At 71.0% G+C, this 25,998-nt stretch carries 24 protein-coding genes; 15 read left to right on the forward strand and 9 right to left on the reverse strand.

What is annotated here, in order from left to right; translation table 11 throughout:
• Window positions 1-26 precede the first annotated feature (26 nt).
• Complete coding sequence (gene rhaI / locus ACX6XY_RS22695; protein WP_460333743.1) at window positions 27-1,187, reverse strand: L-rhamnose isomerase; 1,161 nt, start codon at window positions 1,185-1,187, stop codon at window positions 27-29.
• Between the two features lie 194 nt (window positions 1,188-1,381).
• Between rhaI and ACX6XY_RS22700 the strand changes: the two genes are divergently transcribed.
• From ACX6XY_RS22700 to ACX6XY_RS22725, 6 genes are all read left to right on the forward strand, one after another.
• On the forward strand, window positions 1,382-1,702 hold the full coding sequence (locus ACX6XY_RS22700) for an L-rhamnose mutarotase (protein WP_460333746.1): 321 nt from the start codon (window positions 1,382-1,384) through the stop codon (window positions 1,700-1,702).
• Between the two features lie 98 nt (window positions 1,703-1,800).
• The gene (locus ACX6XY_RS22705) at window positions 1,801-2,835 is read left to right on the forward strand and encodes a LacI family DNA-binding transcriptional regulator (RefSeq protein ID WP_460333748.1); all 1,035 of its coding nucleotides are present in this window, start codon (window positions 1,801-1,803) and stop codon (window positions 2,833-2,835) included.
• Window positions 2,836-2,947: 112 nt separating this feature from the next.
• Window positions 2,948-3,913 (forward strand): LysR substrate-binding domain-containing protein, encoded by a 966-nt coding sequence (locus ACX6XY_RS22710; RefSeq protein ID WP_460333751.1) that lies wholly within the window; start codon window positions 2,948-2,950, stop codon window positions 3,911-3,913.
• A gap of 25 nt (window positions 3,914-3,938) precedes the next feature.
• The gene (locus tag ACX6XY_RS22715) at window positions 3,939-4,664 is read left to right on the forward strand and encodes an SDR family oxidoreductase (protein WP_460333754.1); all 726 of its coding nucleotides are present in this window, start codon (window positions 3,939-3,941) and stop codon (window positions 4,662-4,664) included.
• Window positions 4,661-5,536, forward strand: coding sequence for an NAD(P)-dependent oxidoreductase (locus ACX6XY_RS22720; RefSeq protein WP_460333757.1), 876 nt, complete (start codon window positions 4,661-4,663; stop codon window positions 5,534-5,536). Before ACX6XY_RS22715 ends, ACX6XY_RS22720 begins: the two co-directional genes overlap by 4 nt.
• Before the next feature lie 322 nt (window positions 5,537-5,858).
• The gene (locus tag ACX6XY_RS22725) at window positions 5,859-7,631 is read left to right on the forward strand and encodes a M14 family zinc carboxypeptidase (protein ID WP_460333760.1); all 1,773 of its coding nucleotides are present in this window, start codon (window positions 5,859-5,861) and stop codon (window positions 7,629-7,631) included.
• Between the two features lie 73 nt (window positions 7,632-7,704).
• Here the strand turns inward: ACX6XY_RS22725 and ACX6XY_RS22730 are convergent, their stop codons facing one another.
• Window positions 7,705-8,469: an SDR family NAD(P)-dependent oxidoreductase gene (locus ACX6XY_RS22730; RefSeq protein ID WP_460333762.1), complete on the reverse strand. Its 765-nt coding sequence runs from the start codon at window positions 8,467-8,469 to the stop codon at window positions 7,705-7,707.
• A 62-nt stretch (window positions 8,470-8,531) separates the two neighbouring features.
• On the opposite strand from ACX6XY_RS22730, the gene ACX6XY_RS22735 reads away from it, so the two are divergent.
• A complete protein-coding gene (locus ACX6XY_RS22735) occupies window positions 8,532-8,885 on the forward strand; it encodes an ArsR/SmtB family transcription factor (protein ID WP_460333765.1) in 354 nt (117 codons plus the stop codon).
• 86 nt (window positions 8,886-8,971) lie between these two features.
• Here ACX6XY_RS22735 and ACX6XY_RS22740 read toward each other — a convergent pair whose 3' ends face one another.
• Window positions 8,972-11,254, reverse strand: coding sequence for a beta-glucosidase family protein (locus ACX6XY_RS22740; RefSeq protein WP_460333768.1), 2,283 nt, complete (start codon window positions 11,252-11,254; stop codon window positions 8,972-8,974).
• A 265-nt stretch (window positions 11,255-11,519) separates the two neighbouring features.
• Window positions 11,520-12,290 (reverse strand): TetR/AcrR family transcriptional regulator, encoded by a 771-nt coding sequence (locus ACX6XY_RS22745; RefSeq protein ID WP_460333771.1) that lies wholly within the window; start codon window positions 12,288-12,290, stop codon window positions 11,520-11,522.
• A 170-nt stretch (window positions 12,291-12,460) separates the two neighbouring features.
• On the opposite strand from ACX6XY_RS22745, the gene ACX6XY_RS22750 reads away from it, so the two are divergent.
• The 4 genes from ACX6XY_RS22750 (at window position 12,461) to ACX6XY_RS22765 (ending at window position 18,400) form a co-directional block, all read left to right on the forward strand.
• Window positions 12,461-13,762 carry an MFS transporter gene (locus ACX6XY_RS22750; protein WP_460333774.1) on the forward strand — a complete coding sequence of 434 codons (1,302 nt, stop codon included), beginning with the start codon at window positions 12,461-12,463 and terminating at the stop codon, window positions 13,760-13,762.
• 158 nt (window positions 13,763-13,920) lie between these two features.
• Window positions 13,921-15,612, forward strand: coding sequence for a glycoside hydrolase family 3 protein (locus ACX6XY_RS22755; RefSeq protein ID WP_460333841.1), 1,692 nt, complete (start codon window positions 13,921-13,923; stop codon window positions 15,610-15,612).
• Window positions 15,613-15,678: 66 nt separating this feature from the next.
• Window positions 15,679-16,797 carry a 5'/3'-nucleotidase SurE gene (surE, locus tag ACX6XY_RS22760; protein ID WP_460333777.1) on the forward strand — a complete coding sequence of 373 codons (1,119 nt, stop codon included), beginning with the start codon at window positions 15,679-15,681 and terminating at the stop codon, window positions 16,795-16,797.
• Window positions 16,798-16,933: 136 nt separating this feature from the next.
• Window positions 16,934-18,400, forward strand: a complete 1,467-nt coding sequence (locus tag ACX6XY_RS22765) for a carboxylesterase/lipase family protein (protein ID WP_460333780.1) — start codon at window positions 16,934-16,936, stop codon at window positions 18,398-18,400.
• Window positions 18,401-18,615: 215 nt separating this feature from the next.
• Here the strand turns inward: ACX6XY_RS22765 and ACX6XY_RS22770 are convergent, their stop codons facing one another.
• From ACX6XY_RS22770 to ACX6XY_RS22780, 3 genes are all read right to left on the reverse strand, one after another.
• Window positions 18,616-19,572 (reverse strand): L-threonylcarbamoyladenylate synthase, encoded by a 957-nt coding sequence (locus tag ACX6XY_RS22770; RefSeq protein ID WP_460333844.1) that lies wholly within the window; start codon window positions 19,570-19,572, stop codon window positions 18,616-18,618.
• A gap of 75 nt (window positions 19,573-19,647) precedes the next feature.
• Entirely contained in the window at window positions 19,648-20,817 is a 1,170-nt protein-coding gene (locus ACX6XY_RS22775; RefSeq protein WP_460333783.1) for a sensor histidine kinase, read from the reverse strand.
• Window positions 20,814-21,500: a response regulator transcription factor gene (locus tag ACX6XY_RS22780; RefSeq protein ID WP_460333786.1), complete on the reverse strand. Its 687-nt coding sequence runs from the start codon at window positions 21,498-21,500 to the stop codon at window positions 20,814-20,816. Before ACX6XY_RS22780 ends, ACX6XY_RS22775 begins: the two co-directional genes overlap by 4 nt.
• Window positions 21,501-21,681: 181 nt before the next feature.
• Here ACX6XY_RS22780 and ACX6XY_RS22785 point away from each other — a divergent pair, with 181 nt between their 5' ends.
• From ACX6XY_RS22785 to ACX6XY_RS22800, 4 genes are read left to right on the forward strand one after another with little or no spacing between them, the layout of a single operon-like run.
• The gene (locus ACX6XY_RS22785) at window positions 21,682-22,194 is read left to right on the forward strand and encodes a hypothetical protein (RefSeq protein ID WP_460333789.1); all 513 of its coding nucleotides are present in this window, start codon (window positions 21,682-21,684) and stop codon (window positions 22,192-22,194) included.
• The gene (locus ACX6XY_RS22790) at window positions 22,191-23,258 is read left to right on the forward strand and encodes a peptidoglycan-binding protein (RefSeq protein ID WP_460333792.1); all 1,068 of its coding nucleotides are present in this window, start codon (window positions 22,191-22,193) and stop codon (window positions 23,256-23,258) included. The genes ACX6XY_RS22785 and ACX6XY_RS22790 overlap by 4 nt, the downstream gene beginning before the upstream one ends.
• Entirely contained in the window at window positions 23,255-24,013 is a 759-nt protein-coding gene (locus tag ACX6XY_RS22795) for an ABC transporter ATP-binding protein (protein WP_460333795.1), read from the forward strand. Before ACX6XY_RS22790 ends, ACX6XY_RS22795 begins: the two co-directional genes overlap by 4 nt.
• Window positions 24,010-25,221 (forward strand): ABC transporter permease, encoded by a 1,212-nt coding sequence (locus ACX6XY_RS22800; protein ID WP_460333798.1) that lies wholly within the window; start codon window positions 24,010-24,012, stop codon window positions 25,219-25,221. Before ACX6XY_RS22795 ends, ACX6XY_RS22800 begins: the two co-directional genes overlap by 4 nt.
• A 58-nt stretch (window positions 25,222-25,279) precedes the next feature.
• Here the strand turns inward: ACX6XY_RS22800 and ACX6XY_RS22805 are convergent, their stop codons facing one another.
• Together ACX6XY_RS22805 and ACX6XY_RS22810 are read right to left on the reverse strand one after the other, a co-directional pair.
• On the reverse strand, window positions 25,280-25,690 hold the full coding sequence (locus tag ACX6XY_RS22805; RefSeq protein ID WP_460333801.1) for a PIN domain-containing protein: 411 nt from the start codon (window positions 25,688-25,690) through the stop codon (window positions 25,280-25,282).
• Complete coding sequence (locus tag ACX6XY_RS22810; RefSeq protein ID WP_460333804.1) at window positions 25,687-25,845, reverse strand: hypothetical protein; 159 nt, start codon at window positions 25,843-25,845, stop codon at window positions 25,687-25,689. The genes ACX6XY_RS22805 and ACX6XY_RS22810 overlap by 4 nt, the downstream gene beginning before the upstream one ends.
• Window positions 25,846-25,998: the final 153 nt, after the last annotated feature.

Genomic DNA, 25,998 nt, shown 5'->3' on the forward strand with positions numbered 1-25,998 from the left:
ACAGATGCGGGGCGTACGCGAGGGCGTCAGGCGCCCCAACCGGCCTGAGCGCCGCCGACGCGCTCGGCGACGATCCGCTCCTGCCATCCGGAGCGGTGATACGCGGCGACCGGATCGGGATCCAGGCCCATCTCCTCGCGGACCTCGCCGAGCAAGGGCCGTACGTCCGTGTGATAGGCGTCCATGAGCACGGCGTTGGCGCCGAGCACATCGCCTTCCCGCTGCGCTGCGGCCAGCGCCTCCCGGTCGACCAGCAGCGCCTTCGCCGTGGCCTCCTGCACGTTCATCACGGACCGGATGATCGCCGGGATCTTGGCCTCGATGTTGTGGCACTGGTCGAGCATGAACGCGACGCCGGAGGCGAGGCCCCCGCCCCGCACCACCTCGCACATGATCCGGAACAGCTGGAACGGGTCGGCGGCGCCCACCATCAGGTCGTCGTCCGCGTAGAACCGCGAGTTGAAGTCGAACCCGCCGAGCCTCCCCTCCCGCAGCAGTGCGGCGACGATGAACTCGATGTTGGTGCCGGGCGCGTGGTGGCCGGTGTCGACGACGACCTGGGCCCGGTCGCCGAGCCTGAGGCAGTGCGCGTAGGCGGTGCCCCAGTCCGGTACGTCGGTGGTGTAGAAGGCGGGCTCGAAGAACTTGTACTCCAGCAGCATCCGCTGACCCTCGCCGAGCCGCTCGTACACCTCGGCGAGCCCTTCGGCCAGCCGGTCCTGCCGCGCGCGGATGTCGTCCTGGCCGGGATAGTTGGTGCCGTCGGCGAACCACAGCTTCAGATCCGCCGACCCGGTGGCGTCCATGATGTCGACGCACGCCAGCAGGTGGTCGACGGCCTTCCGTCGCACCGCCGCCTCCGGGTGGCAGACGCTGCCCAGCCGGTAGGCGTCGTCCTGGAAGGTGTTGGAGTTGATCGCCCCCAGCTTCACGCCGCGCTCACCGGCGTACCGCGCGAGCGCCGCGTAGTCGTCGACCCGGTCCCAGGGGATGTGCAGGGAGACGGTCGGGGCCACGCCCGTGGCCTCGTGCACTCGGGCGGCGTCGGCCAGCTTCTCCCGCGGTGTGCGGGGCACGCCCTCCTGCGCGAACACCTTGAAACGGGTCCCCGAGTTCCCGTATGCCCACGACGGCGTCTCGACGGCCTGGCTCCTGAGCGCGGCCTTCACCGCGGCAAGGTCAGTCACAGCAAGGCTCCTACAGATTATGAAACGATTCACGACGAAAGCTAGAAGCCTTCCTCCCCACAGTCAACCCCGCCAGAGAAGTCACCCCTCCACGACTTCCCCACACCCCATTGACGCAAGAGGACCGACCCGCCTAATCTCCCAAACATCCCATGAAACCTTTCATCTCCCTTCGCGATCCCCAGGGACGCCCCATGCAACGCGTCTGCTTCCTCCTCAAGGTCCGCCAGGACCGCCTCACCGAGTACCGCCGACGCCACGCCGCCGTCTGGCCCGACATGCTCGAAGCCCTCTCAGCCTGCGGCTGGCGCAACTACTCGCTCTTCCTCCGCGAAGACGGGCTGCTCGTCGGCTACCTGGAAACCGAGGACTTCACGGCAGCCGTCACCGCCATGGAAGCCACCGAGGTCAACGCCCGCTGGCAGGCCGAGATGAGCCCCCTCTTCGAGCCCCTCGACGGCCAGCGGCCCGACGAGGCCATGAAACCCCTCACCGAGGTGTTCCACCTCTCCTGACCCCGCACGCGGCACACGCCGCGCCAGACAGCCGGGCGTCTCACCACGGGTAATCTGAAATCCGCCCCCCGCTCCACACACCAGGAGGTCTCAGCCCCATGGCCCGGCCAGTGGGTATCAAGGACATCGCGCGCGCCGCCGGCGTGGCCGTGGGCACGGTATCGAACGTGATCAACCGACCGGAGTCCGTCTCCCCACAGACCCTGGCCCGCGTCCAGGCCGAGATCGACCGCCTCGGCTACGTCCGCAGCGAGTCGGCCCGACAGCTGCGCGCGGGCCGCAGCCGCATGATGGGCCTGCTCGTCCTCGACATGGGCAACCCGTTCTTCGTCGACATCGCGCGCGGCGCGGAACGCGCGGCGCGCGCCGCGGGGCTCGGCGTCATGGTGTGCAACAGCGCCCAGAGCCCAGCCGAAGAGGCCGAATACCTGGCCCTCTTCGCCGAACAACGCGTACGCGGCGTACTGCTCACCCCGGCCGACGCCACCGGCCAGACGATCGAGGAGTTCCGCCGCCACCGGATCCCCTTCGTCCTCGTCGACCGGGTCGCCGAAGGCGGCTCGGAGTGCTCGGTCTCCGTCGACGACGTCACCGGCGGCGCACTCGCCCTACGCCACCTGATCGAGTCCGGACACCGCTCGATCGCCTACGTCAGCGGACCGCGCGACCTCCACCAGGTACGCGACCGCCGCACCGGAGCTCGCACCGCCCTCGCCGACACCGGACTCGGCGCCGGCGCCCTGCGCGAACTGCCCACCGAGCGTCTCGACGTCGCCGCCGGCCGCGACGCGGGAGCCCGTCTGCTGGGCCTCGCCGACCGCCCGACCGCCGTCTTCTGCGCCAACGACCTGCTCGCCCTCGGCGTCCTCCAGGCCATGTACGACGCCGGAAAAAGCGTCCCCGACGACCTCGCGATCGTCGGCTACGACGACATCGAGTTCGCCGCCGCCGCGGCCGTCCCCCTCACCTCCGTACGGCAACCCGCGGTCGCCATGGGCGCCCTGGCCGCGGAACTCCTCCTGGAGGAAACCGAAACGGAGGACACCGCCACACCGCACGAACACCGCCGGGTCGTGCTCCAGCCCGAACTCGTCGTACGCCGCTCCAGCCTGCGGCCCCGGCCAGGGATATGACAGACAAACGAAGCGGCCTACGCGGGACGCATCGGGAGACTGCACCGAGGCTTGGGACACATGGGCCGTACGAACCCCTGGTTCGTACGGCGGGACGAGAGGGCTGGCGGAGATGCCGGAGTTCGATGACGGGAAGCTCGCGGTCGGTTTCGGGGACCTGCGGTTGTTCGCGGTGGTGGCTGAGGAACTGCACTTCGGCCGTGCGGCGGCTCGGCTGCACCTGAGCCAGCCGGGTCTGAGCTATCGGGTCAAGGCACTGGAGAACGCCCTGGGATATCAAGTGCTGGCGCGGAATCGCCGCGGCGTGCGGCTGACCCCCGCCGGGGAGGTACTGCTCGCCGGCGCTCGCCGGCTGCTGGGGGAAGCACACCGGGTGGTGGACGACGGCGGGCGGGTGGCGCGGGGGGAACTGGCGACGGTTCGCGTGGGGTTCGTGGGCACGGCGTTGTACAGCCTGCTGCCGACGGTCCTGCGCGCGGCGCGAGGACGCTACCCGGCCTTGCAGGTGCGCGTGGCGGAGCACAAGAGCGCCGATCAGGTGCGGCTGTTGCAGCTGGGACAGCTGGACTTGGGCCTGGTGCACCTGCCGGTGGATCCGGGCAGCGGCCTGGAGACCACGCCGGTGCTTGAGGAACCGGTCGGTGTCGCTCTGCCGTGCGGGCACCGGCTGGCGGGCGAGGACACGATCGCGCTCCCCGACCTGGCCGAGGACGGATTCGTGCTGTTCCCGCGCGAGCTGGAGCCGCAGACCTACGACCGGTACACCGACGCCTGCGTGACCGCCGGATTCGCCCCTCGTGTCGCGCATGAAGCCACCGGGCTCCAGACCATCCTGGCCATGGTGGCCGCGGAGATGGGCGTGGCCTTCGTGGCGCGGTCCGTCGCACGCAGCCTCACCCGCTCCGGGGTCGTGTTCCGGCCATTGGCCGGGACTGCGCCCAGTTTGGTGACCGGACCGGCCCGCCTGACGGGCAGCGACCATCCGGGCGCGGCGTTGCTGCGCGAGATGATCCTCGACCTCACCAGCCGTGATCAGCGAGACAAATCACAGGACCATAGATCCATATTGGACGGATAACAGCTGGGCTTTCTAACGTCCAGGCATGGACATCAATAACTCAGTCGCGCTGGTGACCGGTTCGAACCGCGGCCTGGGCCGCGCCCTGGTCGACGCCCTGCTGGAGCAGGGCGCGCGGCGCGTGTACGCGGCCGCTCGGGACACCGGTTCCCTGGCCGCAACCGCACAGGACAGGGTGATCCCGCTCCGGCTCGATCTCACCTCACCCGACGACATCAGCGCCGCCGTCGCGCAGGCGCCCGACGTGACGCTGCTGGTCAACAACGCGAGCGCGGCGCACTTCGCCGACCCGTTCGCCGCCGACCGCGACAAGCTGGCGGCGGAGATGGCCACCAACTACACCGGCGCCGTCGACCTCATCCGTGCCTTCACCCCGGTCATCGAGCGCGCCGGCGGCGGGGCCATCGTCAATGTGCTGTCGCTGCTCGCCCTGGCCAGCACACCGCCCATGGCCGGTTACGCCGCCTCCAAAGCCGCGCTGCACTCCTTCACCCAGGCCATCCGCCCGGGCTTGCGTCCACGCGGCATCGCGGTGCACGGCGTGTACCCCGGCGGCATCGACACCGACATGCTCGCCGGGTTCGACGATGTGCCGAAGGCCAAGCCGCGGACGGTCGCGGACGCCATCGTGGACGGTGTCGAGGCCGGGCACACCGACATCTTCCCCGACCCCACCTCCGAGGAGATGTCGGCGCTGTGGCGGACCGACCCCAAGGGCTTCGAGCGGGCGTTCTCCGGGGAGGGCCAGTGAAGACGGCCCTGCCGTGCGTCGCGGTGATCGGACTGGGCGCCATGGGCGCCCGCCTGGCGCACAACCTGTGCGCCAGCGGCTATCCGGTGGTCGTGGCCAACAGGTCCCCCGAACCGGTGCGGCAGCTCGCCGCCGCCGGCGCGACCGCCGCGGCGTCCCCGGCGGACGCCGCCGCTCGGGCCGATGTCGTACTCGTCACCGTCACCGACGACGACGCCTCCGAGACCGTGTGGCTCGACCCGCGCACAGGGGTGCTGGCCGGCGCGCCGCGGGACACCCTGGCCATCGAGGCCAGCACCCTCTCCCCAGGCTGGGTCCGGAAGTTGGCCGCGGCGGCCGGGCAGGCCGGACTGAGATTCCTGGAGGCGCCGATGATCGGATCCCGCCCCCAGGCCGAAGCACGTGCGTTGGTTCACCTGACCGGCGGCCCGCCTGAGGTTCTGGCAGACGCCCGCGGGGTACTGGAAGACAGCGCGGCGCGGATCCACCATGTCGGCGACCACAGCAGCGCAGCAGCCCTGAAGCTCATCGTGAACGCGTCCCTGGCCACCCAGGTCGCCGCCACGGCCGAACTGCTCGGCGTCGCCCGCCGGGCCGGCCTCGACCCCGCGGAATCAGCCCGCGTCCTGACCGGCCTGCCGGTGACCAGCCCAGCCGCCGCCCGCGCGATCGGAGCCATGACCGCCGGCGACTTCACACCGAACTTCCCCGTCCGGCTCGCCGCCAAAGACCTGCGCTACCTGACCGCACTCGCCGAACGACTCGGCGCCGAAACGCCGATGACCCACACCGCGCTGACCGGCTACCAGCGATCCGACGCCACCGGACACACCGACGACGACCTCACCGCCATCGCGGCAACCTATCGGTGACCGCCCTCGTGGGCCGCGGAACGGCGGCCCACGAGCGGAACGGCGGCCCACGAGACACGGACGATCTGGATGACCGACGTCGACGGGGCCGCCGGGCGCGGCCGCCGTACTACAGGTCGGCCTCAAGCCACCGCCAAGAGCGAATTTCACCCCGTTCTATACCGATTGGGCGGCATCGGAATCGGACAATGCCCGGAATTGAAAGCTCAGGCGCATTCACAGATCCGGCACCTCTGGCTAATCATGTACATGACTTCGGTCGCCAGGCACCTCCTCGTCATACGGCGGTAACCAACCGCTACCCCCACTGAATGAGGTTCACGTGCGCAGGAAAAAGACCTTCTGGCTGGTCGCGGCCGCCACGACGGCCACGCTGGCAGTCGGCACCGGCTACGGTGCCGCCGCCCCGCCACCCGACAGCCCCGCATCAGCGCAAGACGAACGCGCCTACGTCTACCGCGTCCACGACGGCGCACACGCGGCGGACAGCAGACTCGCCGGCTTCGACCTGATCGAAGACCGCGAAGGCGACGACCTGTTCGTCCTCGGCGACGCCGACACCGCCAAGGACCTCAGAGCCGCCGGACTGGAGGCCACCGTCGAGCAGCGGCTGAGACCAGCCCCCTGGGAACCGCCCAAGCGCAGCGGCCAGGCCCCGCGGCTGACCGCGAAGGTCGCCGAGGAGACCTACTACGGCGGCTACCGCACCGTGAACGCCCAGTACGCCCACCTGGACCAGGTCGCCTCCGACCACCCCGGCCTGGCCACCGTCTTCGACGTCGGCGACTCCTGGCGCAAGGCCACCGGCAGGCCGAATGGCTACGACCTCAAAGCCATCTGCCTCACCAAGAAGCAGTCCGGCGACTGCCAGCTGAACCCGGACTCCGCCAAGCCACGGCTCCTCGTCCAGGCCCAGGTCCACGCCCGTGAGCTGAGCACCGGCGAGATGGCCTACCGCTGGATCGACTACCTCACCGACGGCTACGGCACCGACCCCACGGCCACCGGGATCCTGGACGACCGGGAGATCTGGGTCGTGCCGATCGGCAACCCCGACGGCGTCGACATGGTCCAGCAGGGCTTCATGGGCGGACCCAGTCAGCAGCAGTGGCACCGCAAGAACGCCGACCACAGCCACAGCAACGGATGTTCCGAAGGCTCCTACGGCGGCGAGGGCATCGACCTCAACCGCAACAACAGCAGCCACTGGGGCGGCGCCGGCACCAGCTCCAACCCGTGCTCCAAGGTCTACAAGGGCCCCTCCGCGGACTCCGAGACCGAGACCCAAGCACTCCACGCCCTCTACCGCGACCTGTTCCCCGACACCCGCCCCACCGGCGACAGCGCCCCCGCCGACGCCGACACTCAGGGCATGTTCGTCACCCTGCACAGCTACTCCAACATGGTGCTGTTCCCCTGGGGATTCAACTCCTCCGTCGACACCGGCAACGACGCCGCGCTGCGCACCATGGCCAAGGACATGGCGAACCTGGCGGGCGGCTGGCAGTACGGACAGCCCGGCGAGATCCTCTACAACGCCAGCGGCACCCACGACGACTGGGCCTACGACGACCTCGGCGTACCCAGCTTCACCTGGGAGATCGGCCCCTCCGGCGGCTCCTGCGGCGGTTTCCACCCCAGCTACTCCTGCCAGAACACGTTCTGGAACCAGGTCAAGCCCATGCTGGTCTACGCGGCGGAGCACGCCGAGAACCCCTACGGGGGCGGCACCACACCCCCGCCCTCGGAGTGCAGCGCCACCAACGGGACGAACGTCGCCATCCCCGACAACGGCCCGGCCGTCACCAGCGGCATCGAGATCTCGGGCTGCACCGGCAACGCGTCGGACGCCAGTACCGTCGAGGTCCACGTCGAGCACACCTGGCGCGGCGACCTCGTCGTCGACCTGATCGCCCCCGACGGCACCGTCTATCCCCTGAAGAGCGCCAGCGGCGGGGACAGCGCCGACGACATCCACGAGACCTACACGGCCGACCTGTCCGGCGAGGCCGCCAACGGCACATGGTCGCTCCGTATCCAGGACACCGCCTGGTACGACACAGGGGCTCTCGACACCTGGACCCTCTCGCTCTGACGCGGCCACCCGCCCGGGCCCGGTGCGCCATGCCGGACCCGGGCAGCCCGCGACGCTCGCACCGCCCGGCGCGCTAGGTGAGCTCCAGGCCGCCGTCGATGGTGAGGACCTGGCCGGTGAGCCAGGTGGTGGCGGGGTCGGCCAGGCGCAGGATCCAGGTGGCGACCTCGTGCGGCTGGCCGCGGCGGCCGAGGGGGATACGGCCGGTCTCCTCCTGCTTGATCTGCTCGATGACCGTCTCGGGCAGCCCGGCGGCGGCCAGGGCCTGGCTCTCCGTCGGCCCCGGAGCCAGGGCATTGACGCGTATGCCGTCGCCTGCGAGTTCCATCGCCCAGCTGCGGGTGAGTTGTTCCAGGGCGGCTTTGGAGGCGGCGTAGTGGGCGCCACCGGGCAGCGGCCGGTGGCCGTAGGTGCTGGAGACGTTCACGATCGCACCGCGGCTGCGGCGCAGGTGCGGCAGGGCGGCCTGCGACAGCAGACTCGGCGCGGTGACATTGAGGTCGAACAGCGCGGCAATGCCCGCGGCGGTGGTGTCGGCCAGCGGCATCACTTTCGTGGCGCCGGCGTTGTTGACGAGCACGTCCAGCCGGCCCCACCGTTCGACCGCGGCGTCTACTACCTGCTGAGGCGTGTCCGGGGCGCGCAGGTCAGCCGGATGAGCGGCGATGCCGGGGTGGCCGGCGGCGGTCTCCTCCAGCGCGTTCTCGCGGCGTCCGACGCCCAGCACGTGGGCTCCGGCGTCGGCGAAGGCGCGCGCGGTGGCACGGCCGATGCCGGATCCTGCGCCGGTGACGATGACGACCTGTCCGGTGGGGTCTGCGGGGAGCGGGGCGGCCATGAGACTCCTCATTCGATATTCGATGTTCATAGAACGACGAACGTTAACGTAGCATGGTCGCCATGAGGCAGGCGCGGCACCCAGAACGGGACGAGATCACTCTCATCGCAGTGGTGGGAGCGCTCAGCGATCCCATTCGCCTCGGCCTGGTGCGCGTCCTGGCCGATGGCCGCGAACGCGGATGGAGTGAACTGCGCGCCCCGGTGGCCAAGTCCACCCTCAGCCACCACCTGCGGGTGCTGCGCGACGCGGGCATCACCCGCACCCGGCAGGAGGGCACCCGCTGCTTCGTCGAACTGCGTCGCGACGACCTCGACGCCCGCTTCCCCCGCCTGCTGGAAGCTGTCCTCAGCGCGGCCGACAGCGACGACGTCGGCGCCGCCGTCGGCCTCGCCGATGACGCACCCGCAGCCTGACCCGCACCACGCGACCCGAGCGCGCATACGGCGCAGCGCCGCCTGCCCACGCCGCCCCGTGGGCCGACGCGGACCGCACGCAGAGGTCAGGCCGTGGCGTACTTCCGTACCGCCTGCGCGATTTGCTCCTCGCCGACGGGGAATCCGGGGAACCGGGCAAGGCGGGAGAGCGGGATCGCGCGCATCATCGGTCCGTTGCGCGGGTCGGTGAGCATCGCGCCGAACCCTGCCGTGCCCAGCGCCTCGCGCAGCCATGCTCCGGCCGTCGGATGCGCGAGCCAGCGCTCCGCCGAGGCGTCGGCGGTGAGCGGCACGGTGAACCCGTCGCCCGAGAGCTCGACCGTGGCCTTTAGGCGTATGTCCCGGGAGGACGCGCCGACGCGGAGACCGAAGGCGCCGCCCTCGACGACCCAGCGGTAGGCGCTCTCGTGCCAGAACGCGAAGGCGCGCGGGCCGAGCGTCAGCGTGACGGGAGCGCTCCGGCCCGGCGCGAGGGTGACCCGCGTGAAGGCGCGCAGCTCCTGCTCGGGGCGCTGGACGGACGCCTCGTGGTCCGTGACGTAGAGCTGGACCGTCTCGGTGCCGGTCCGCTCACCCGTGTTGGTCACCATGAAGGTGACGTCGACCTGCGGGTCCGCGCCGTCCTGCCGGACCGTGACCTCCAGACCGCTGTACGCGAAGGCCGTGTACGACAAGCCGTGGCCGAACGGGTAGGACACCTCCAGGCGTCGCGCGTCGTACCAGCGGTAGCCGATGAACAGACCCTCGGCGTACCGGACCTTGCCGCCGTCGCCGGGGAACGAGGTCAGCGCCGGAGTGTCCGCGAGGCGGACGGGCAGGGTCTCGGCGAGTTTGCCGGACGGCGTGGCCGCGCCGGTCAGCAGGTCGGCGACGGCCGAACCGCCGGCCTGGCCGAGCAGCCACGTCTCCAGGACCGCTTGCGCGCGGTCCTGCCAGGGGGTGAGTGTGACGGCGGAGCCGTTGGACAACACTACGGCGACACGCGGGTTGGCGTCGGCGACCGCGTGCAGCAGCGCGATCTGCTGCGCGGGCAGGTCCATGTGCGCGCGGTCGAAGCCCTCGGACTCGTAGCTCGTGGGCAGACCCAGGAAGACGACGGCCACGTCGGCTTCGGCGGCGGTGCGCACGGCCTCATCGACCAGCTCGGGGTCGGCCTCCTCGGACTCGACGACGTACCCCGGGGCGAAGGAGACTTCGCGGCGGCCGTGCAGCGCGGTATGCAGGGCGTCGAGCGCGTTGTCGAGCCGGGTCGGGTTGACCTGCGAGGAACCGGTGCCCTGGTAGCGCGGACTGCGGGCGAACTCGCCGATCACGGCGACCGTGCCGCCGGCGGCCGGGTCGAGCGGCAGCAACTCTCCCTCGTTCTTGAGGAGCACGGCGCTCGCGGTGGCCGCTTCGCGGGCGAGAGCGTGGTGGGCGGCCGCATCGAAGGGCCGGCCGGCGTCGTCGGCGGCGAGCGCGGGCAGCGCGCGGCCGACGAGGGTCAGCAGGCGGGTGACGGCCAAGTCCACGTCGGCCTCGTCGAGTTCACCGGCGTGCACCGCGTCGGTGATCAGCCGCGCACCGGCCCCGCTGGACGAGGGCATCTCCAGGTCATTGCCCGCGGCGACCGAGGCGGGGCGGTGGTTGACGCCGCCCCAGTCGGAGACGACCAGGCCCTCGAAGGCCCATTCGCCGCGCAGGATGTCGGTGAGCAGCTCACGGTGCTCCGAGGTGTACGTGCCGTTCAGCTTGTTGTACGAGGACATCACGGTCCACGGCTGCGACTTGGCGACCGCGGTCTCGAAGGCCGCGAGGTAGATCTCGCGCAGCGTGCGCTCGCCGACCTCGGCGGACACGGTCATACGCTCCGTTTCCTGGTTGTTGGCCGCGAAGTGCTTGAGGGAGGCGCCGACCCCCTGGCTCTGCAGACCGTTGATCCAGGCCGCGCCGAGCTCGCCCGCGAGGTGCGGGTCCTCGGAGAAGTACTCGAAGTTGCGGCCGCACAGCGGTGTGCGCTTCATGTTGATGCCGGGCCCGAGCAGCACCGAGACGTGCTCGGACCGGCACTCGCGGCCGAGCGCCGCGCCGACCCGGCCGAGGAGCTCGATGTCCCAGCTGGACGCGAGGCCGGCGGCGGGCGGGAAGCAGGTGGCGGGGACGCTGTCGAACAGGCCCAGGTGGTCGCCGGTCTCGGGCTGTTTGCGCAGGCCGTGCGGCCCGTCCGAGACCGACACGGAGGGGATGCCGAGGCGTTCGTTGGACTGGGTGTGCCAGAAGTCCGCGCCGTCGAGCAGCGCGGCCTTCTCCTCCAGGGTGAGTGCGGTGAGCAGGGCGGGGATGTCGAGGTGCCGGGCGTCGCTCGTCATGCGTCAACTCCAGGTGGTGGCGGGAGGTCGGGGCGGCGCAGTGGAGCGTGTGGTCCGGATGCCGCCACGCGCATCGTATGCACGAAAACCGAGTAAGTGCTAGGTATTCGTGATCGGCGATGACCGGAGTGCGGAGCGCGCGGCGTCGTCGGAGGGCCGCGCAAGGGCTGCGCATGCGGCGCGCAGAGGGATCGGACGTGCGGAATCGCCCCGGTGCGGGTGTGCGGAACGGGGGCGGGTGCGGGGCTCCGGAGCGGAGGGGGTGTCAGTCCGTGCGGGGCGGCAGGCTCGCGCCGGTGGGGGAGAGGAACCGGTAGAGGCGGTCGAGGTAGGTGCGCAGTCGCTCGCGCATGTCCACCGTGTCGGGCGTCAGCGCCCACTGGATCTGGATGCCGTCCATGGCGGCGAGCACCTCGCGTGCCAGGCCCGCGCAGTCGGTGTCCGAGCGCAGTTCGCCCCGCCCGACCCCGTCGGCCAGGGCCTGGGCGAGCTGGTCCGCGACCCGGTCGTAGCGGCGCGTGAAGAACGCGTGCGCGGGGTGTCCCGGATCGGAGGCCTCGCCGATCAGGATGTTGAACATCCGCGTGCGGCCCGGACGTTCGCTGTTGTGTGCCATGAGGTCGCACAGGCGGAGCAGGCAGTCCGCGGCCGAGGTGAACCCGGTGGTGAAGAACCGCTCGATGTCGTGCTCCTCGCTTCGCTCGAGCACCGAGACGAGCAGGTCCTCCTTGCTGCGGAAGTGGTGCAGGAGGCCGCCCTGGGTCACGCCGACGTCCTTGGCGATCCGGGCCAGGGATGAGGCGTGGAAGCCCCACTGGGAGAAGTGCTCCACGGCCGTGTCCAGGATGCGGCGGCGGCGCTCGTCGCCCACGGCGTACGGACCGCGCGGCGCGGGCTTCTTCGCGGCGCGCTTCTTCGGCGCGGGGTCCTGCGCGGCCCGCTTGTCCGCCGGCTGTGCCGACGTCTGCGGTGTTTCCGGCGGCGCCGTGTGCGTCTTCTCCGCCGCGGGCATGGCTGCGCGCTCCGACCGGTCCATGGGCAGCACCCTAACCGGCGACCGATCTTGCCGCAGGCGTGAGTGATGCAGGTCACATTTCTAAAACCTACTTGATACTCGGTTTTCATGGTTCTCTTCTGCGAGCCACGGCGGTGCGCGTCCCCCACCCCGCCGCCTCACCTCTCTTCGCCGCATGAGGAGGTCCGGTCATGAGTCCCGCCGGAACCAGCAGTCCATCCCCGCAATCCCCGGCCCCGCACCCGTCTGCCGCCGCAGCGCCGCCGCAGTCCGCCCCGTCCGGGGCCCCGCCTTCGGGCGGCGGGCTCCGCAGGCTCCTGACGCTTCTCGCACTCGGGCACACCGCCATGTTCATGGTGTACATGGGCGTGGGCCAGGTGCTGCTGCCCGTGCAGATCGAGGCGCTCGACCCGGCGGACAAGGTGGCCAACCTCGGCCTGGCGTCGGGGATCTCGGCGATCTTCGCGACGCTCTTCAACCCGCTCGCCGGCCTGATGTCAGACCGCTCGCGGCGCCGCAACCCCTGGATCCTGGGCGGTGGTCTTGCCGCCCTGGGGGCTCTGGCGCTGCTCGGCGCGATGCGCTCGCTGCTGCTCGTCACCATCGGCTGGTGTCTGGTGCAGGCGATGATGAACGTCTACCAGGCCGCCATCACCGCCGTCGTCCCCGACCGCGTACCGGCCGAACGCCGTGGTCTGGCCTCCGCGATGGTCGGCGTCGGTACCCCGCTGGGTGTGATCGCGGGCGTCACGCTCGCCGCCTCCTTCGTGCCCGGCGCCGTGCACACCGGCTATCTCGCACTCGGCGCGGTGATCGCCCTCACCGCGCTGCTGTTCACCGCCCTCGCACGGGAACAGAAGCTGCCCGCCGTCGAGTCCGTGCCGCTCGCCCGGCAGTTCGCGGCCTTCGGCGCGGCCATGAAAGCGCCCGACTTCCGGTGGGCGTTCATCGGCCGGTTCCTGATGATGCTGGGCTACTTCTCGGTCGCACTGTTCCAGCTGTACATCGTGCAGGACCACATCAGCCTGCCGGCAGGGCTGGAGCCCGCCGAGGCCATGGCGATCCTGTCCCCGGTCAACGCCGTGTGCATGCTGCTCGCCACGGTCGTGGGCGGAGTGCTCTCGGACCGGATCGGCCGGCGCAAGCCCTTCATCGCCGTCAGCTGCGTCCTGACCGCCGCCGGCATGGCGGTTCCGGTGTTCGCCGGAACCTGGACCGGGATGCTGGCCTTCGCCGCCGTCACCGGCCTGTCCTTCGGCTGCTTCATGGCGGTGGACACGGCTCTGGTCACCCTGGTCCTGCCGAGCGCCGACGACGCGGCCCGCGACATGGGAGTCCTCAACATCGCCAACGCGGGCCCGCAGATCATCGGCCCGTTCCTCGCCTCCGTCGCCGTCGCCCACCTCGGCGGATACAACGGCCTGTTCGTCACCGGAGCGGTGATCACGGTCTTCGGAGCACTGTCCGTCGCCCCGATCCGCGGCGTGCGCTGAGTCGCCCGACCCGGGTCCGCCACCCACGCCGAACGCGTCGCCTCCCGTACGCCTTACCTGGAGCACCTACCGTGAACCCCGCACCCCGCAACGACGGTCACCCCTACCAGAACCCCGCCCTGCCCGTGGACGAACGCGTCGCCGACCTCCTGGCCCGGATGACCCTTGAGGAGAAGGCGGGCCAGCTCTTCCACACCGTGCTGCCCCTGCACGAGGACGGCCGGACGGTCGAGGAGGGCGACACCACGGCCATGGTCGCCGCCGACACCTCCGGGCTGATCGGCACGCAGCAGCTGACCCACTTCAACCTCCTCGGCGGCGCGGGCGCGCGGCAGATGGCCGAGTGGCACAACCGGGTCCAGGAACTGGCCGCCGCCACCCGGCTGGGCATCCCGGTCACCGTGTCCACCGACCCGCGCCACTCCTTCACCACCAACATCGGCGCCTCGTTCAGTGCGGGCGCCTTTTCCGCCTGGCCCGAGCCGACCGGCCTGGCCGCCGTACGCGACCCCGAACTCGTATACCGCTTTGCTGACACGGCCCGCCGCGAGTACCTGGCCGTGGGCCTGCGCGTGGCCCTGCACCCGCAGATCGACCTCGCCACCGAGCCCCGCTGGGCGCGCCAGTCGGGCACCTTCGGCTCGGACGCCACGTTGACGAGCGAGCTGGCGAGCGCGTACATCCGCGGCTTCCAGGGCGAGGAACTCGGTGCCGACAGCGTAGCCACGATGGTCAAGCACTTCCCCGGGGGAGGCCCGCAGAAGGACGGCGAAGACCCGCACTTCCCGCATGGCAAGGAGCAGATCTACCCGGGCGGCATGCGCGAGGTCCACCTGGAGCCGTTCAAGGCCGCCATCGCCGCGGGCGCCTCGCAGATGATGCCGTACTACGGACAGCCCATCGGAACGGACTGGGAAGAGGTCGGCTTCGGCTTCAACAAGGGCGTCATCACCGGCCTGTTGCGCGAACGGCTCGGCTTCGAGGGCATCGTGTGCACCGACTGGGGCCTGCTCACCGACCAGCCCATCTTCGGCGAGATGCACCGGGCACGCGCCTGGGGCGTGGAGCACCTCCCCGTCACCGAGCGCGCGAACAAGGCCCTGGACGCGGGCGCCGACCAGTTCGGCGGCGAGGCCTGCCCCGACGTGATCGTGGAACTCGTCCGCTCCGGCCGGATTCCCGAGGAGCGCATCGACGCCTCCGTGCGCAGACTGCTGCGCGAGAAGTTCGTGCTCGGCCTCTTCGACGAACCGTACGTCGACCCCGACCTCGCCGAAACGGTCGTCGGACACAGCGAGTTCCGCGCCGCCGGCGACGCCGCCCAGCGCCGCTCGCTCACCGTCCTCGTCAACCGCGACGCCACGCTCCCCGTGGCACCCAAGCGGCCGCAGCTGTACGTGGAGGGTCTCGACGAAGTAGTCGCGTCCCGGTACGGGGAGCTGGTGTCCGAGCCCGCCGAGGCCGACCTGGCCCTGATCCGGCTGCACACGCCGCACGAGCAGCGCACCAACAAGTTCGAGGCGCTGTTCCGCACCGGGCGCCTGAACTTCACCGAGGACGAGCTCAAGCCCGTGCTCGCCGTGCTCGACGCCGTGCCCACCGTGGTGCTGCAGCACCTCGAACGGCCCGCCGTCATCCCGGAGATCGCCGAACGTGCCGCCGCCGTGGTGGCCGACTACGGGGCGAGCGACGCCGCCCTGCTCGACGTGGTCTTCGGCCGCGCACGGCCCGAGGGCCGGCTGCCGTACGAACTGCCCCGCTCCATGGCCGCCGTCGGGGCCGCGCCCAGCGACGTGCCGAACTCCACCGACGATCCGCTCTTCCCGTACGGGGCAGGGCTCGTCCTCTGAGCGCCCGTCCTCGAACTCTCGCCCCGCACGACGTCGATTCCGCAGCAGACAAGGGGATTCTCCGCCATGAACCGCCCGCGCCGCCCAGCCGCCCGCACCCTGCTCACCGCCGCAACCGCCCTCGCACTCGCACTCGCCTGCACGGGCAGCACCGCGTCCGCCGCACCGGAGACGGCGCAGAACGTACGGGACACCACCGCACAGCGCCCGCTCGCGGGGATGCGTGTCCTGCTCACCAACGACGACTCGATGCAGGCCGCCAGATCCTCGGGCTCCGACGGCCTCGGCCTCTACGAGCTGCGCAAGGGCCTGTGCGAGGCGGGCGCGGACGTCGTCACCCTCGCACCCTGGCAGGTGCAATCCGGCAAGGGAACCGCCGTCACCAACGGCGGCACCCTCTCCCTCACACGCCGCACCGCACTGCCCGCGGATTACGGGAACGACTGCTCGGGCACGCCCTCCGGATCGCCGGTCTACGGCATCTGCCTCGCCACCAGCCCCTGCGGCGCCGACTCACCCGGCGCCACCCCGGCCGACACCGTCAAGTTCGCGCTGCGCGGAGGCCTCGCGGACAAGGCGGGCTGGAAGAACGGACCCGACCTCGTCGTCACAGGCATCAACTCGGGTCCTAACGTCAGTGCCCAGGTCAACGACTCCGGCACGGTCGGCGCCGCGCTCTCGGCCCTCGACGAAGGCGTCCCCGCCCTCGCGTTCTCCTCCTCCGGCGACGAGACCCAGTTCCACTTCCCTGTCGCCAACTACCGCGCCCACGCACAGTTCGCCGCCGGATTCATCGCCGGACTGCGCGAACGGGACCTGTTCACCGACCGGTTCGCCCTCAAGGTCGACTACCCGGACGTGAGCGCAGGACAGCGGGCCAAGCCGCCGGTGTGGACGAGCGTGGGCCACGGCAAGGTCGTCTGGCACGCCTATGAAGCCCGCGAGCCGGAGGAGCGGGACGGCACGCTGTACGACATCACCTTCGGCATCTGCGACCACAAGCCCACCAGCGACTGCACCGAGACCGTCAGGAACGCGGACTCCACCGCGCTGCTCGACCGGGGCCACATCACCGTCGCGCCCGTCACCGCCGACCGCACCTACGGAGTGCGCACGAGCGGCGCAGGACGGCGTGACCTGGCCCGGCTCCAGTGGTACGTGGAGCACCGCGCTCCGCGTTCCTGACCCCGATCGCCGTCCGCGAACCGCCACCCTGACATGGAGGTTCGCGGACGGCTTCCCCCCCCGCACCCGCACGCATGCCGCGCCCGACCGCACCCGACCGCTTCACCACCCGCACAACCGTCCGGAGGCCCGCCCCATGACCACGTCGCCCCATCCTGTCGTCCGCACAAGTGCCGGACCGGTCCGCGGGGAACGGCACGGCGACAGCGTGCGTTTCCTGGGCATCCCGTATGCCGAACCGCCTGTCGGGGAGCTGCGGTTCGCCGCCCCCGTGCCGCCGGGGCCCTGGAGCGAGACGCGCGAGGCGACCGCGTACGGGCCGACCGCGCAGCGCCGGCCTCTGTTCGAGGTCACGACCATCCCCGAGCCGAGCATCCCGGGCGCCGATACCCTGAACCTCAACGTCTTCACCCCCGATCCGGCGCCCGGCGCGGCGCTTCCCGTCCTGGTGTGGATCCACGGCGGCGGCTTCCTCGCCGGCAGCGCGGCCAGCCCCTGGTACGACGGGTCCGCCTTCAACCGCGACGGAGTCGTGGTCGTGACCATCGGCTACCGGCTGGGCGTCGAAGGCTTCCTGCACCTGCCGGACGCGCCCGACAACCGTGGCGTACTCGACTGGATCGCCGCCCTCGAATGGGTCCAGGAGAACATCACGGCCTTCGGCGGCGACCCGCGCAAGGTCACCGTCGCCGGCCAGTCGGCGGGCGGCGGCGCCGTGCAGACTCTGCTGGCGACGCCGGGGGCGCGCGGCCTGTTCCGCGGCGCGATCTCGATGTCGGGTGCCGTGATGACCCCGCAGGGACGCGAGAGCGGTGAGGCCGTCAGCCGGCTGTTCACCGCCCGCACGGGGATCCCCGCGACCGCGGCCGCGCTGCGGGAGCGCACCGATGAGGAACTGCTCGGCTACCAGGACCTGCTGAGCGCACCGGGGCCGGACCGCGACGGCCTGCCGATGCTGGCCCTCGCCCCGTTCGCCGACGGCAGGCTCGTCCCGCAGCCCGTTCCCGAGGCGCTCGCCGAAGGCGGCTCCGGCGGGGGCGTTCCGCTTCTCGCCGGCTTCACGGCACACGAGTTCACCGGCATGCCACGGCCTGGCGCGACGAACGCCGACGTCCGCGCACTGCTCGCCGGCCTCGGCCTCGACGAGGAACGCACCCGGCGATTCCTCGACCTGTACGACACCCCGGCGGGCGGCGCCCCGGCCACCCTTATGGGACAGGCCGTGACCGACCTCACCTTCCGCGCACCGGCCCTCCGCATCGCCGAGGGACGCGCCCGTAGTGCGGCGCCGACGTGGCTGTACGAATTCGGCTGGACGGGCACGGCGCCCGGCGTCTCGGGCCTGGCGTACCACTGCACCGATGTCCCGTTCGCCTTCGACCTCCTCGCCGCGCCCGGTGTCACCGCCGCCCTCGGCGAGCAGCCCCCGCAGGACCTCGCCGATGCGATGCACGGCGCCTGGGTGTCCTTCGTGACCGACCTCGACCCAGGCTGTGCCTGGCCGCGCTACACGAGCGCGCTGCGCACCACCATGCTGTACGGCTCCGAGCCCGGTGTGGCCGACGACCCACTGCGGGCGGTCTGGGAGATCTGGCTGAACTGAACCCGGGGAGGGGCTGTCGACGAGCCCGCCGGCTTCGGGCGGGGCGCTGCGCCTGGATCCTGGCCGAGCACATCGGGAACACCGTGGACCTGCTGCTCGAACGCTCCCGCGTCCTGACCGCCGCGACCGAGGCTCCTCCAGGGTGACTTGTCCCGGTCGGAGGAGAGCGTAGGGTCCCCGCCTCCGGGAGCAGCAGGGCACGGAGCTGGTGCTGGTCACACGGTGATGCGGGGCCCCGCGGCGCGGCGGAGCCGGTTGGCGATCGCCAGCCCCAGCCCCTCCTCCACCGGCAAGGAAGCGATGATGAGGTCGCAGCCCTGCTGGTCGAGTTGACGCGGGAAACCGTACAGCCCGCGTGCGTAGGCGGCCGTCGAACCAGGGACCTGCACCACCACGTGCGCCTTCACCGCAACGCCGGCGAAGGCGGCAGGAAGGAGGACGCCCACCTGATGTCCCTGCTCTTGCGCCATCTTCGCTTCACCGGCGACCTTCTCCGGCTCGACCAGGACGACCCGCGCACGCGGCGCGTAGTGCGACGGATGCTGGCCCGGCACCCGGACGCGGCTGGTCGCGGGGACCGCGAGCGGGTACCCCAGCACCGCTTCGAGGTCCTCGCGCGTCACCCCGCCGGGCCGCAGGACGGTCGGGAGCTCGCCGGTGACGTCGACGATGGTCGACTCGACGCCCACCTCGCAGGGGCCGCCGTCCAGCACGAAATCGACGGCGTCACCGAGCTCGGCACGCACGTCGTCCGCGGTCGTGGGGCTCACCGAGCCGAAGCGGTTGGCGGACGGCGCCGTGACACCGCCGCCGAAGGCCGACAGCAGCGCGAGCGCCAGGGGGTGGTCGGGCACGCGCACGGCCACCGTTTCCAGGCCGCCGGTCGCCTCCAGGGGCACCCGGCGACCACGCCGCAGGACCAGCGTGAGAGGCCCCGGCCAGAAGCGTTCGGCCAGCAGGCGGGCCGTCGCGGGCAGGTCCTCGACCCAGTCGGCCAGGTGCTCGGCGCCGCCGATGTGGACGATCAGCGGGTGGGAAGGCGGCCGTCCCTTGACCTGGAAGATGCGCGAGACGGCGGCGGGGTCCTCGGCGTTGGCGCCCAGGCCGTAGACGGTCTCGGTCGGGAGAGCCACCAGACCGCCGGCGCGCAGCACACCGGCCGCCTTCTCGATGTCACTGGTTCTTGTTGATCGATCTTGGCGCCAGCTGAGGGCGCGTTGCCCCTGGACCGCTCAAGATCAGCATGGTCAGTGAGGGAAGTGGACGGTGAGGGTGAGGCCGCCGGCGGGGTTGGCCTGGGCGTTGGCTCGGGCGTGGTGGGCGTGGGCGATGGAGGCGACGATGGACAGGCCAAGTCCGGTGCCCTCAGCGGGGGTGTGGGTGCGTTCGCCGGTGCGACGGAAGGGCTGGAAGAGGAGGGGCGCGGTGTCGGGCGGGACGAGGGGGCCGGTGTTGGCGACGGTCAGGGTGCGGTCGGCGAGGCGGATGGTGACGGTGCCGCCGGGGTGGTTGTAGCGCAGGGCGTTGTTCAGCAGGTTGCGGACGAGGTGGGCCAGGAGCACGGGGTCGCCGTCCACGGTGGTGGGTTCGGTGGTGGTGGTGACGGTGACGCTGCGTTCGCGGGCTTCCTCGCCGAGGTCGGCCGCGACGCTTGCCGTGGTCTGTTCCAGGGGTACGGGTTCGCTGTGCTCGAGTCCCTGGTCGGTGGTGACGAGCAGGAGCAGTGAGTCGATGAGCTGCTCGCTGTGGTGGGCGGCGTCGATGAGGCGTTGCCGGATCCACAGAATGTCGTCGGGGCCGGGGTCGGCGAGTCCGATCTCGGCGGCTGCGCGCTGGACGGCGAGGGGGGTGCGGAGTTCGTGGGCGGCGTTGGCGGCGAACCGCTGCTGGGCGGTGACGAGGTGTTCGAGGCGTTCCAGCATCTGGTCGAAGGTGTCGGCCAGTTCTTTCAGCTCTCCGGGTGGCCCGCTGAGGGCGATGCGCTGGTGGAGGTTCTGGCCGGAGAGTCTGCGGGCGGTCGCGGTGATCCGGCCCAGTGGGCGAAGGACCCGGCCCGCCATCCACCAGGCGAGGATCACCGAGCCGACGGCGAAGACAGTGAAGGTGATGGCGGAGACGGTCAGCAGCCGGCTCAGTGTGGCGTCCGTGATGGCCTGGACTGTTTTGGTCTGGGCGAACTCGCCGGCTTCTTCGGACGGGATGACGGGCGGGAGACTCTGCTGTGTCGCGGAAGGCTGTGGGAGTCGTACGTCCCGCGGGTGGCCAGCGGTGGCTGCCTCGCTGATGCGGTGGTCGAGTCCGGCCTGGACCAGCAGGTAGATGACACCGAGCATGATCAGGCCCGCCAGGAGCAGCAACCCTCCGTACAGGGCGGTGAGGCGGCCCCGCTCGGTTAGCGGAAGGGGCCAGGGGCTCATCGGTCCGTCTCGGTGGGCCGGGGGTTCTCGGCGATGCGGTAGCCGGCGCCGGGAACGGTTTCGATGACGGGTGGGGCGCCGAGCTTGGTCCGCAGGCGGCTGAGGGTGACGCGGACGGGGTTGGTGTCGTAGCCGACGTTTTCGTCCCAGACCTGTTCGATGAGGTCCTCGCCGCTGAGAACGGTGCCGTCGGCGCGCATGAGGGATTCCAGGACGGCGAACTCCCTGCGGCTGAGGTTCAGCACGCGGCCGTTGCGGCTTGCTTGCCGGCGAGGGATGTCCAGGGTGATGCCGGCACGCTGGAGGAGTGGAGGGAGGGCCGGCTGGGAGCGACGGCCGAGGGCGAGGACGCGGGCGAGGAGCTCGTCGTAGGCGAAGGGCTTGGTCAGGTAGTCGTCCGCGCCCAGTCCCAGGCCCTCGACGCGTTCACGGACGGTGCCGGAGGCGGTGAGCATCAGGATCCTCGTCCGCAGGCCCTGGGCGACCACGCGGCGGCAGACCTCGTCGCCGTGGAGTCGCGGCAGGTCCCGGTCCAGGATGAGGACGTCGTAGTCGCCGAGCTGTAGTTTGCGCAGCCCGCTCACCCCGTCCAGGGTGACGTCGACCGTGATCGCGTCACGGCCGAGGCCCCTGGCGATCATCTCGGCCAGGAACGCCTCGTCCTCCACCACCAGTACACGCATGCTTCTTGTTCTACCTTGCTCCGGCCTTTCACTGCTGTTACGGCCACGGCTGTCGGGCCCGGTGATCTGTAAGAGAAGTGAAACAGCCCCTTGGGTGACGCTGCTGTCCAGGCCGCGGCACTCGCGGTTCCCTGGGCGAGCGTGTCCGGCGCCCTGGGACTTGGAGAAAGGGACGGAAGCGATGAGGAATCACCGGCTTACTCTGGCGCTGGCCACGGGCCTGGCGGGCCTGGCGCTGCTGACGACCGGCTGTTCGTCCGACGGCGGCGGGGCGAAGGAGTCGTCCAGCAGCTCCGCCGGCGGCTCCGGCGGCGCGGGGACGGACACCGAGGCCATGGACAAGGCGCAGGCGCTGCGCAAGTGCCTGCGGGGCAAGGACATAGACGTGCCGGACCTGGAGGCGGGCGCCAACCCGTACGCGCAGCCGCTGACCCAGCCGGACGGAGTGTCGCCGGAGAAGTGGAACAAGGCGTTGACCGACTGCGGCTCCGGCCCGGAGGCCGGTGACGGCGGCAGCGCGGAGCAGCAGCAGAACCTCGACCAGCAGGTGAAGATCGCCGAGTGCGTCCGCGGCAAGGGCTTCGACATGCCCGACCCCAAGCCCGGTGCGCAGGGGTCGAGCAGCGGCTTCAAGATCCCTGACGGCGCCGCCCCGGAGAAGTTCCTCGCCGCGCTGAACGAGTGTGCGGCGTGAGGCGGCGCACCGCCCTCGTCTGGGCCGCGGTCGCGGTGGCCACGATCGCGGGCGGCGGCGTCGCCGTCACCGAGCTGGGCACGCCCGCGTCCGACGAGAACACGGCCAAGAACACCGGCGTGCCCCGCAGCACCGCGACCGTCGCCCGGGGTGATCTGGTCTCCGCCACCAGCGTGGACGGCACCCTCGGCTACTCCCGCGAGCGAAAACTGAACGCCGGCGCCTCCGGCACCCTGACCTGGATCACCGGCAGCGGATCCAAGGTCGCCAGGGATGGGAAGCTGTACGCCCTCGACGGCCACGAGGTGCGGCTGATGTACGGGGCGGAGCCCATGTACCGGGAGCTGAAGCGCGGTGACAAGGGCAGGGACGTGCGGCAGCTGAAGCGGAACCTGCGCGAGCTCGGCCACAACCCGGCCCTGGCGGACGACGAGGAGTTCACCGCGGGCACCGAGGAAGCGGTCAGGCGATGGCAGAAGAAGCACGGGCTGAAGCAGACCGGCCGGATCGGGCCCGGGCAGATCGCGTTCGCCCCCGGTTCGGTACGGATCCAGGCGGCGAACGCAGCCGTCGCGGACCGCGTCGGGCCCGGCCAGCAGGTGCTGACCACGACGAGCTCCGAGCGCGTCGTGGAACTCAGGGTGAAGGTGTCCGAGGCCGCCCTGGCCGAGGAAGGCACCAAGGTGCGCATCGAGCTGCCCGACGGCACGACCGCGCCGGGCACCGTCGCCTCGGTCGGCGCCACCGCCACGACCGGTGACGACCCGGGCGACAAGACCCCCAGGGTCGCGGTGACCGTCACCTTCGACGACCCCGACAAGGTCGACGGCATCGACAAGTCCCCCGCCACCGTCAAACTCACCGGCCAGACGCGCAAGAACGTGCTGAGCGTGCCCGTCAGCGCCCTGCTCGCCCTGCCCGACGGCTCCTTCGGAGTCCAGGTCGTCGAAGGGAAGCGCACCCGCGAGGTGAAGGTGACCCTCGGCATGTTCGCCCAGGGCAGGGTCGAGATCTCCGGGAAGGACCTGGCCGCTGGTATGAAGGTCGGGGTGGCCTCCGCATGACCGCCACCACACCCCTCCACTCCACCACCGCGGTGGTGGAGCCGGTGGTGCGGCTGTCGAAGGTGACCAAGGAGTATCCCGGAGGCGTCGCTGCTCTGCGCGGCATCGACCTGACCATCGCACGGGGCGAACTCCTGGCCATTGTCGGGCCCTCGGGATCGGGCAAGTCCACTCTGCTCCACATCGTCGGCACCCTCGACCAGCCCACCGCCGGCACTGTCACCATCGCCGGACACGACACCGCGACCCTCACCGACCGCAAGCTGTCCGCCCTGCGCGCCCAGCACATCGGCTTCGTCTTCCAAGCCTTCCACCTCGTCGCCGGGATCACTGCCCTCGACAACGTCGCCGAGGGCCTGCTCTACACCGGCCTGCCGCGTGCCGAACGCCGGCGCCGTGCCGCCACCGCACTCGAACGGGTCGGCCTGGGGGAGCGGGTACGGCACAAACCGCACGAACTGTCCGGCGGACAGAAGCAGCGCGTCGCGATCGCCCGCGCTATCGTCGGCGAGCCCGACCTGCTGCTGGCCGACGAACCGACCGGCGCACTGGACTCCGCCTCCGGCGAAGCGGTCATGCGCCTCATCCACGACCTCAACCAGGAGGGCGCCACCATCGCCGTCATCACCCACGACATGGACATCGCCGCCCAGCTGCCCCGCCAGGTCCGCATCCGCGACGGTCTCATCGCCCAGGACACCGCGCCGGGCAGCGGCCCCGCCCAGGAACTCCCCGTGGGAGGTGACCTCCGGTGAGCAAGCGCCGTCACCGCCCCGGCCTCAAACCGGCCCGTTTGACACCCAGGGACGTCCTGCACACCGGCGCGGCCGGGATGCGCTCCCGCCCCATGCGGATCGTGCTTTCCGCGCTCGGCATCGCCATCGGCATCGCCACCATGATCGCCGTGGTCGGCATCTCCGCCTCCAGCAAGGAAAAACTCCTCGCCGAACTTGACCGGCTCGGCACCGACATGCTCGTCGTCACCCCCGGCGAGGACCTGCTCACCGGCGAGAAGATTCCCCTCGCCAAGGACACCGCCGGCCGCATTGCCCGCATCGAAGGCGTCGAGCACGTGGGAGCCACCGCCACCCTCGACCACTCCGTACGCCGCTCCGAGAAGATCGACGAATCCATCACCGGCGGGATCACCGTCCAGGCCGCCACCGAAGACCTCCTGACCACCCTGCGGGGCAGCGTGCGCAGCGGCACCTGGCTGAACGCCGCGACCGGCAAGTACCCGGCCGTCGTACTCGGCGACGTCGCCGCCCAGCGCCTGGGCATCACCAGCCCCGGCCAGCAGGTCTACATCGCCGGGCAGTACCACACGGTGACCGGCATCCTCGATGAACTGCCCCTGGCACCCGAGATCGCCCGATCCGCACTCCTCGGCTGGGACACCGCCACCAGCCGCCTCGGCTTCGACGGCCACCCCACCACCGTCTACGAACGCTCCGCCGACCAAGCCGTCACCGCCGTACGCGCCCTCATCCCTCGGGCCGTCGACCCCCAGACACCCCGCAACGTCGAGGTCAGCGACCCGTCGGCCAACCTCAAGGCCAAGGCCGCCACCGAAGGCGCCTTCAGCAGCCTGCTGCTGGGCCTGGGCGGCGTCGCCCTCCTCGTCGGCGGAGTCGGCGTCGCCAACACCATGATCATCTCCGTGCTTGAGCGCCGCTTCGAGATCGGCCTGCGCCGCTCCATCGGCGCCACCCGCGGCCAGATCAGAGGCCAGTTCGTGACCGAATCCCTCCTGCTGTCCGGCCTCGGCGGCACCGTCGGCATCGTCCTGGGCGCCGCCGCCACCGCCGTGTACGCACTCAGCAGCGACATCCCCTGGGTCATCCCCCTGTGGTCCGTCATCGGAGGTTTCGGCGCCACCCTCGTCATCGGCACCGTCGCCGGCCTCTACCCCGCCATCCGCGCCTCCCGCCTCTCTCCCACCCTCGCCCTCCACTCCGCCTGAAACGGTCCCGAGCCCACCCACTGCCCCGTGGCCCGGCGACCCGGACGGGCACCCGCGCCTACGCTCTGCTCGACATCTGGGGACGACGCCAGACGGGCCTCACCTCACGGCCGCCCTCACCATGTGCGCTGGCGACCCCGGTAACGGGTCCTTCCCCCGGAATCTTCAGGACTGACAGGGACGGTAGAAGGCGGCGGGAGAGGATGGGCGGTGTCCGCTTCCGCTGGACCTCCTGGGCGCGGTCCCACACTTCGTCGGGCATGTAGAGCTTGGTGAAGGCGCTCATCCAGTCCGTGAGCCGCTCTGCCTCGTCGGCGGCGCGGGCGCTGTAAAGGATCTCCATCTCGGTGGGCCCGCACACTGCGAGGAGGCCCTGGTCGGACAGTTCGTCGAGGCGGCCTTCGGCGGCGGGCCGGTTCCAGCGTTCCAGTGCGGACTTGTCGATGAGATAGGTGGGGCGGATCGTCACGCAGCATCCGTGCGCTGGTGGCTGGTGGTCGCGGGGAAGCCGTCACGGCGGGAGTCGTAGGTCAGGTCGATGTCGCCGCTCTTGATGGCGGCGGCGAAGTCGCGGCGCTCGCGGCGGTTGATCTCCGCCTCCAGAACTGCACGGATCGTGGCCACTTGGTGGTGGTACCGAGCGTGTCCGCCGCTTCGGACAGCAGGTCATCATCGATATCGACTACGAACTTCGACATGGGCGCCTCCTCTGCACACACCTTCTATGTACAACGAAGCGTTGCCTAGTTGTACATCGCCCACGCGCCCGGCGGATCC

The organism is Streptomyces sp. O3, from assembly GCF_054788135.1.

Coding starts and splice junctions, on each gene's coding strand:
- ACX6XY_RS22785 (WP_460333789.1), top strand. CDS start 21,682: ATGAGGAATCACCGGCTTACTCTGGCGCTGGCCACGGGCCTGGCGGGC.
- ACX6XY_RS22715 (WP_460333754.1), top strand. CDS start 3,939: ATGGACATCAATAACTCAGTCGCGCTGGTGACCGGTTCGAACCGCGGC.
- ACX6XY_RS22700 (WP_460333746.1), top strand. CDS start 1,382: ATGCAACGCGTCTGCTTCCTCCTCAAGGTCCGCCAGGACCGCCTCACC.
- ACX6XY_RS22795 (WP_460333795.1), top strand. CDS start 23,255: ATGACCGCCACCACACCCCTCCACTCCACCACCGCGGTGGTGGAGCCG.
- ACX6XY_RS22780 (WP_460333786.1), bottom strand. CDS start 21,500: ATGCGTGTACTGGTGGTGGAGGACGAGGCGTTCCTGGCCGAGATGATC.
- surE (WP_460333777.1), top strand. CDS start 15,679: ATGAACCGCCCGCGCCGCCCAGCCGCCCGCACCCTGCTCACCGCCGCA.
- ACX6XY_RS22705 (WP_460333748.1), top strand. CDS start 1,801: ATGGCCCGGCCAGTGGGTATCAAGGACATCGCGCGCGCCGCCGGCGTG.
- ACX6XY_RS22765 (WP_460333780.1), top strand. CDS start 16,934: ATGACCACGTCGCCCCATCCTGTCGTCCGCACAAGTGCCGGACCGGTC.
- ACX6XY_RS22710 (WP_460333751.1), top strand. CDS start 2,948: ATGCCGGAGTTCGATGACGGGAAGCTCGCGGTCGGTTTCGGGGACCTG.
- ACX6XY_RS22740 (WP_460333768.1), bottom strand. CDS start 11,254: ATGACGAGCGACGCCCGGCACCTCGACATCCCCGCCCTGCTCACCGCA.
- ACX6XY_RS22735 (WP_460333765.1), top strand. CDS start 8,532: ATGAGGCAGGCGCGGCACCCAGAACGGGACGAGATCACTCTCATCGCA.
- ACX6XY_RS22775 (WP_460333783.1), bottom strand. CDS start 20,817: ATGAGCCCCTGGCCCCTTCCGCTAACCGAGCGGGGCCGCCTCACCGCC.
- ACX6XY_RS22755 (WP_460333841.1), top strand. CDS start 13,921: ATGACCCTTGAGGAGAAGGCGGGCCAGCTCTTCCACACCGTGCTGCCC.
- ACX6XY_RS22745 (WP_460333771.1), bottom strand. CDS start 12,290: ATGGACCGGTCGGAGCGCGCAGCCATGCCCGCGGCGGAGAAGACGCAC.
- ACX6XY_RS22730 (WP_460333762.1), bottom strand. CDS start 8,469: ATGGCCGCCCCGCTCCCCGCAGACCCCACCGGACAGGTCGTCATCGTC.
- ACX6XY_RS22750 (WP_460333774.1), top strand. CDS start 12,461: ATGAGTCCCGCCGGAACCAGCAGTCCATCCCCGCAATCCCCGGCCCCG.